The 5726-nt window shown below is 40.3% G+C and carries 3 protein-coding genes and 1 pseudogene; 2 read left to right on the forward strand and 2 right to left on the reverse strand.

The annotated features are described in order from the left end of the window. On the forward strand, positions 1-1613 hold a 1613-nt coding region (locus tag L2748_RS22890), incomplete at its 5' end, for an RCC1 domain-containing protein (protein ID WP_476712907.1). Between the two features lie 168 nt (positions 1614-1781). On the opposite strand, the pseudogene L2748_RS22895 reads toward L2748_RS22890, so the two are convergent. Further along, positions 1782-2401 (reverse strand): annotated as a pseudogene (locus tag L2748_RS22895) (IS6 family transposase). 191 nt (positions 2402-2592) lie between these two features. Then, on the reverse strand, positions 2593-4503 hold the full coding sequence (locus L2748_RS22900) for a methyl-accepting chemotaxis protein (RefSeq protein WP_220783377.1): 1911 nt from the start codon (positions 4501-4503) through the stop codon (positions 2593-2595). Between the two features lie 145 nt (positions 4504-4648). Between L2748_RS22900 and L2748_RS22905 the strand changes: the two genes are divergently transcribed. Next, entirely contained in the window at positions 4649-5341 is a 693-nt protein-coding gene (locus L2748_RS22905) for an IS6 family transposase (protein ID WP_220783376.1), read from the forward strand. Positions 5342-5726 lie beyond the last annotated feature (385 nt).

Genomic DNA, 5726 nt, shown 5'->3' on the forward strand with positions numbered 1-5726 from the left:
TTGGTATCGATAAGCTGACTTACACAGTAGAAGATGGTCATACGCCAGCGCAATTTGCCCATGGTCAAATCACCATCACTATTGAACAACCTGCTGAGCCCAAAATCACGGCGTTATCGATTGATGGCAAGCCAACTATCGGTGATACGTTAACCGCGAACGTGACCTGCGCCACATGTGTTCCAACTAAGTATCAATACAAGTGGGTGATTAATGGTTTGGTGGCGGGTACGGCATCAACTTACACCTATCAGGCCAGTGATGTGGGCTTTAACATCCGTTTGGAAGTGACCGGAGAAGATGCCTATAAGCAACAGACCACTGAGTATGTGGTTTATGGAATGTCTAAGGTTGAAAATATTTACTCGAATTTCTATAGTTTTGCACTTCTTTTAACAGGAGGGGAGGTCAAAGTTGTAGGTCGATACGAATTCGGGAATGTTGAAGGAATTAGTGACTTAGCAGGAATAAAAAGCATTTATTCAAACGAAAAGACTTTCGCAGCAATTAAAAATGATGGCTCCATTATAGCGTGGGGAGATAAGGAGGGGGGGGGAGAGGCTCCAACAGGGCTTTCTGAGGAAGACTTAAAAATCAAAACAATTTATTCAACAAATCGTGGGTACGCCGTAATAAAATCAGATGGCTCAGTTACTTCTTGGGGGCAGAGCGTTTTTTCTACCCCAGAAGAAATTTCTGAGCCTAATTCGGAGGTGATATCAATCACACCAAATGATTATGCTTTTGCTGCATTAAAATTAGATGGTTCAGTTGTTACTTGGGGGCATACTGGTTTGGGCGGCAATAATGCGCCGGCTAGCGTGACAGCTGTAAACTCTGATGTAAAGGCAATTTACAGCACTAGCGACGCCTTTGCGGCTGTGAAAAGCGATGGTTCTGTAGTAGCTTGGGGCGATTTAGATTCAGGTGGTAACGCCCCTGTATCGGTGACAAGGGAAAATTCTGGCGTAAAAATTATTTATAGTAATGGTCAAGCCTTTACGGCAATTAAAGGTGATGGTTCTGTAGTGTCTTGGGGAGATTCAACCTACGGAGGTAATGCTCCTGAATCAGTAACTAGCGAAAGTTCTAACGTAAAAACTATCTATTCAAATCATAGTGGTTTTACTGCTCATAAATTTGATGGTTCTATTGTTACATGGGGTAGGGGTATGGTTGCACCAGTAGAGTTAACGGTACCCAATTCAGATTTTGAAATTATTTACCCGCAAGAAGACTCTTTCGCTATCATAAATAAAGATTCATCTGTAACTACGTGGGGATTTGATAGAGGGATGCCTGAAGATTTAAAACAACCTAATGCGGGTGTTATAAATTTATATTCTGCTCAACAAGCCAATGTGGCTCTCAAAAAAGATGGAAGTCTTATTGCTTGGGGGTATTCGTTTTATGGCGGGAATGCACCTGATACGGTGACAGGTCCAAACTCTCATGTTAACCAAGTATATTCAACTAAATACGCTTTTATGGCGTTAAAGAAGGACGGTTCTGTATCTGGTTGGGGGCACGATGGTTATGCTGGCGATTTTAATGCTAATATGCGTATAGAGCATCTCCCTTCCTTTTGTAAAGTAGAAGATTCAATAATGTAAATCCTACTAGCCCCGCATTTAGCGGGGCTTTTATGGTTCTGTCGCAAACTGAGATCTTGCTGTTATATTTTAAGGACGCAGGTTCTCTCAGATACAATTATGCAGCTAAAGAATAAATTTGTTCCCATGGTGTCATCTTTTCGGTGGTGTTCATTTTCCCTTGTATAATCATGAGCCAAAGTTCAACGCCAGCAAGCGTTGATTCGGCACCTTCCCAAGACTTCCAACCCAAACATTGACGCATTTTACCTTCACTTTTCGATGGTTTTGCTCAACAATATTATTCAAATATTTTATGGCTAAAATCTCAATCATAAACAATATGCAACCAGACAAGCAAAGACGAATATTAATGGTGTCTAATGCCGCAGCATTCGCCCCACTTTGATCAATGACAACCTTTTCAGGTAAGCCATGTTGGTTGATAGCTTTATTGAAAAACGCCTGGGCAGCAGGTTCATCACTGGTCTCACTCAAATAAAAATCAATAATAGCGCCGTATTTATCCACGGCGCGATAATAGTAAACCCAGCGATCTTTAATCTTTATGTAGGTTTCGTCCATTCGCCACGCCCCTGATACTCGACGCTTTCTCTTCCTGAATATGACTTCGAGTTGCGACGCATATTTGAAACCCAACGGTTTAGAATTGAGTGGTCAAAATGGATATTACGTTCAGCGAACATCTCCTCAATTTCACGGTAACTCAGTTTATAAGCCAGATAATATCATAGGGCTTGCATGATGATATCTGTTGGAAAATGGCGTCCAGAAAAGTTAAGTGACATTGATGGTGTTAGTTAAGAGAGCATCACTCATGATAAACCTATTCCTCAGTTTGCGACAGCCCCCCCGCTAGTCCTTATTATGTTTGTGAGGCATTTGTTGAAAATAAAGGTGGTAGGCTCGATGTAAGATAATAACTGATCGTATATTGATTACCTACCTATTGATTATTTGAGCGTTACAATAAAGCCCATTACTGAAGTTTGAAGAAACCAGCATTAGCTTTTAAGTGCTCAGCCATACTTGTCAATGACTGAATAGTAACTGCATTAGACTGAATATTTTCCGTTGTTTCGTTTGCGAGCTTACTTACTTCAAGAACGCCTTCGTTTATGTTTATAACCACTTGCGATTGTTCTTCTGCAGACATAGTGATGTGTTGGTTTGAGAGCTGCAATTCATTAATATTACTCTTAATTATGGCTAAGGCTTCACAGGCTTCATTCGCGATAGTCTGTGTTGTTGAAGCGTGGTTAGTACTTTCAGTCATTAAGTTGACTGATTGATTAGTATTGACTTGAAGTAACTCAATCATACCTCGAATTTCATCGGTGCTTTGTCGAGTTCTGTTGGCTAGAGTTCGTACTTCATCAGCAACAACAGCAAAGCCTCTACCGTGAACGCCCGCCCTTGCAGCTTCAATCGCAGCATTGAGCGCTAGTAAGTTAGTTTGTTCAGAAATGGCATTAATAACATCCAAAATACTACCTACATTAAGTGACTCTTTATGTGCAGAGTTAATGACATGCTGAGCGTCATCAATGCTTTTTGCTAGTAGTTCAACGTTGAGAGCAACATGATTGACTAGATCCAACCCCCGTTGAGAGTTCAATGCTGTTGAATTACAAAGCGCGGTTGTTGTTGAGGCGTTAGAAGCTATGTCCGCCGCAGTAATTTTTAAGCTGTCCATTCCTGTGACAACTTGATCTAACTCAGCCATTTGAATGGCTGATGAATTTAACACCTTTATTGATAACTGTGAAAGCTTTCCTGACTCCTTTGATAAGTTATCAGCTGATTTTGATATGCTCAGAACCATTTGATAAAGTCTTTTACCCATTAAAATAGTTGAACGATATATACCTGAATCATTTTCTTTAATATCAGGAATATTGGATAGGTCTCCTTGTGCAATAAGTGCTACTTGACGTTCAATATCTAGCGGTTCTCCACCTATAGGGCTGTATATTAGTTTCTTTGTTAATAAATATGCTATGAAGAAACCGATAATTACTAGACCAATGCCAGCGATCAAATTGATCACTACAATCTCTCTCGAAGTGCTATTGATAGCGCTCCACTCTGCAAGGCTCCATACAACCCACTGAGTAGCCTCTGATTTCATAGATGCCGCATAAAACTGTCCTTCTTGCCCAAGAACACCATATGTATGAGAGCTACGTGATAGTTTTGAGTATTGTTCGAAGCTTGGTCTGAGCTTAAATAGATTTTGCCCTACCATCTGTGGTTCAGGAGCCGCCATTAAGTATCCATCTTCACGAGTGACAAATATATTATTGTTCTCGCTTAACTCGCTAATAAATTCACTTAAGTTATTAGTTAGCAAGCTCAATCCCACGATGGCAATAATTTGATTATTCCGTACAACGGGAACAGCAAGAGAAATGGAGTCATTGCCAGATGACGCTTTAAAAGGGGTGGTGACAACTCTGGTTTGCCCCTGCATGATATTTATGAACCACTCTCTTTTTGACAGTCGAGCGTTAGTTGAATGTAATCCATGCGATTTTGCAGTGAATAATGCCCCATCGGGTAGGGCTATAAAATAATTTGAGGAATTTAGCTTTTTATCATTTTCTACCAATCTGTCGATAATGTGGTCATCTATAACAAGTTGACCTTGAGTGTCCAATAATCCTGATGCAACAGCCTCGAGATTATTAAAGTAAGCATTTAACTTTTGTTCTATCGTCACTGATACTATCATTGATGCGTGAGCAAGATTTTGTTGATAATTAGCGGTGGATGCGGATTTGATTTTAAGAAGATTAGTAACAGACAAAATTACAACAATGGCAGTAATGAGGATACTAAAAGCCCATTGGAATTGTGAGCAGGTTGATAATTTTTTAAACGGATTCATAAAATTTTGAATTAATAAAAATAAGGCCAGACCTATTACCAAGTAGAACAGTAGTTGTCAATAGATTGGCTGACAAACTATAGGTTCTGTAGCAAACTGAGGAATAGGTTTATCATGAGCGATGCTCTCTTAACTAACATCATCAATGTCACTTAACTTTTCTGGACGCCATTTCCCAACAGATATCATCATGCAAGCCCTACGATATTACCTGGCTTATAAACTGAGTTACCGTGAAATTGAGGAGATGTTTGCCGAACGAAATATCCATTTTGACCACTCAACTCTGAACCGTTGGGTTATCAAATATGTACCGCAACTCGAAGCGGGATTCAGAAAGAAAAAGCACCCTGTATCTGGCTCGTGGCGAATGGATGAAACCTACATAAAGATTAAAGGTCGCTGGATTTACTATTATCGCGCCGTGGATAAATACGGTGCTATTATTGATTTCTATTTAACTGCAACCCGTGATGAACCGTCGGCAAGGACGTTTTTCAATAAAGCTATCAACCAACATGGCTTACTTGAGAAGGTCGTCATTGATAAAAGTGGGGCGAATGCTGCGGCACTAGATACCATTAATGTTCGCCTTTGGCTGTCTGGTTACATGTTGTTTATGATTGAGGCTTTAGCCATAAAATATCTGAATAATATTGTCGAACAGTGTCATCGAAAATTAAAAGGAAAGATGCATCAATGCTTAGGCTGGAAATCCTGGGAAGGGGCCGAATCGACACTGGCTGGCGTTGAACTTTGGGCGATGATTAAGCAAGGGCAAATGAACACTACCGAAAAAATGACACCATGGGAACAATTTTACTCTTTAGCTGCATAATTGTATCTTAGAGGCCCTGCCCCCCTCAAATTATAGCAGCAAGACCTCAGTTTGTGACAGAACCGTGCTTTTCTGTCCTAGCTTTTCCATTTGAAGACTTGGAGATCCCCCTGCTAGAGTAGCCGCACTAAATAAAAAATGCTCTGTTATAGGTTAGAGTGAAAATCTATACGCATTAACTTAATTAAGATTTACCCAAAGTAAGCTAATGCTATAAATATTTCATTTCTAAATAGAGGGGGTCACCAAACCTTGTACAATAAAAGGATCGAACACCTGTTGTTTCAATCCGGCTTGAATCGCAAGACTTGTCAATGCTAAGGCATACTCTGCAAAATACGCTTCTGCTGTACCTTTCATCTCTCCATAACGGGCTTCATGGTGA

It is taken from the genome of Shewanella sairae (genome assembly GCF_023283535.1).
Classification (GTDB): domain Bacteria; phylum Pseudomonadota; class Gammaproteobacteria; order Enterobacterales; family Shewanellaceae; genus Shewanella; species Shewanella sairae.

What these genes read in the sequence shown, in the direction of transcription:
- L2748_RS22900 (WP_220783377.1), bottom strand. Translation starts at nt 4,503, where the DNA reads ATGAATCCGTTTAAAAAATTATCAACCTGCTCACAATTCCAATGGGCT.
- L2748_RS22905 (WP_220783376.1), top strand. Translation starts at nt 4,649, where the DNA reads ATGTCACTTAACTTTTCTGGACGCCATTTCCCAACAGATATCATCATG.